Annotated in this window: 1 protein-coding gene; it reads right to left on the bottom strand. The window is 75.3% G+C overall.

Translation table 11 applies throughout. The features are described from left to right. Window positions 1-1,751: acyltransferase domain-containing protein (locus ND748_RS34215; protein WP_285902611.1), on the bottom strand; the 1,751-nt coding region annotated here is incomplete at both ends.

Below are 1,751 nucleotides of genomic sequence, written 5' to 3'. Positions count from 1 at the left end.
GTATCGATCATGTCCGCGGCATAACCCGTCTTCTCCGCGACCACCTCGACCAGCGCACCCCGCACCGCCTCCCGGTCCACCGCGCCTGCGGCAGCCGCCGGCGCGACCTGGACCGGCGCCGGGGCAGGAGCCTGGGCCGGAGCTGGAGCCGGAGCCGCGACAGGAGCCTGGGCCGGAATCGTCACCGGGCTCGGGGCGGCAGTGGGGGCGGACGGGACGGGCAGGGGGGCGAGGATCTCGCGGCGTGCCGGTGCCTGGCCGAACGACGTCGGCAGGGACGGGCCGCGGCCGGTGCCCGCCAGCGGGGCGGTGGGGTCGAGCGTCGCCAACTCCAGCTCGGCGAGCTGGGCCAGGACCTCGTTGGCCCGGCTGTGCGTCTGGCCGATCACCACGCTCTGGCTTGCGACGGTGGCGACGGCATCGGTGAAGCGCTCGTCGGCCTGGCCGCGGCGCTGGTACTCCTGCAGCGCGCCGACGAGCCGGTTGGCCACGTCGAGCTGGCTCTCCAGGTAAACGGCGTGCAGGTTGACCTGCTGGGCGAGGACGTCGGCTCCGGTGGGCAACGCCACTCCCCCGTCGGTCGGGCCGGCCAGGCCGGGCTGCGTGTGGTGGGCGGCGGCCGGCTCGGGCTGGTACCCGGAGCCGTTGTGGTCCGCGCCGTAACCGTTCACGGCGGCGCCGTTGACGCCAGCCCCGGTCGCGGCGGAACCGTTGATGGCCGCGCCGTTGATGGCCGCGCCGTTCACGGTGGCGCCGTTACCGCCGGCCCCGTTCACGCCGTGCACGTTCGATCCGTTCACGTTCGACCCGTTCACAGCCGCGCCGTTGGTGCCGGAACCGTTGACGGCGGTGCCGATCGACGCGGTCGCGTCGGCGGGGACGTACTTCACCGTGGTCACCTCGGTCGTGGTCTCGGCCCGGGGGGCGGGCACGGCGGCCGCGGTGGTGATGCGGTAGCCGTCGGACAGCGCCGCGTCGTAGGCCGCCTTGCGGGACGCCGGGGTGTACTCGGGCGCCGACAGGGTGATCGTCGGGCCCTTGGCGGGGATCGCCTCGAGCGGCGCGGCCTGGTGCCGGTTGATGCCGGCGAGTTCGACGCCGAGCACGGCGAGCTGCACGGCCGCCTGCTTGAGGGCGACGTCGGAGTTGCCCAGCGGGCCCGCGTCGGTGGGGATCGCGACGACGTCGGCGTCGGGGAGGATCTGGCGGACGAGGCGGGTCAGCACCTGCTTCGGGCCGAACTCGACGAAGATGTCGCAGCCGGCGGCGTGCGCGGCGCGGACCGCGTCGACGAACTCGACCGGCTCGAGCAGCTGGCGGGCGAGCACGGCGGCGTTGGCGGCGCTGTCCGCGCCGTAGGCCGCGCCGCGGGTGTTGGAGTAGACCGGCGCGGTCGGCTCGCCGATGCCGACCGTGCTCAGTGCCTCGGCGAAGCGGTCGACCGCGTGGGCGACGTAGCGGGTGTGGAAGGCAGCGGACACTGGCAGCGGGCGGGCGTCGAGGCCCTCGTCGGCGCAGCGGCGGACGAAGGCGGCGACGGCCTCGGTCGGGCCGCCGATGACGACCTGCTCCGGGGCGTTGTGGTTGCAGATGACCAGATCGGGGTGGTCGGCGAGCATCGCGGCGACCCGCTCGCGCGGCGCGGGCACCGCGGCCATGGTGCCTCGGTCGGCGGAGTCGGCGGAGTCGGCGGAGTCGGCGGAGCCACCGGCAACGGCGGAGTCCGCGGCGGGGGGCGCCATGGCCAGGCC

This window comes from Frankia sp. AiPs1, from assembly GCF_023716945.1.
Lineage (GTDB): Bacteria > Actinomycetota > Actinomycetes > Frankiales > Frankiaceae > Frankia.
The sequence above is the reverse complement of the archived record's forward strand: the minus strand, read 5'-3'. Positions and strand labels throughout refer to the sequence as shown.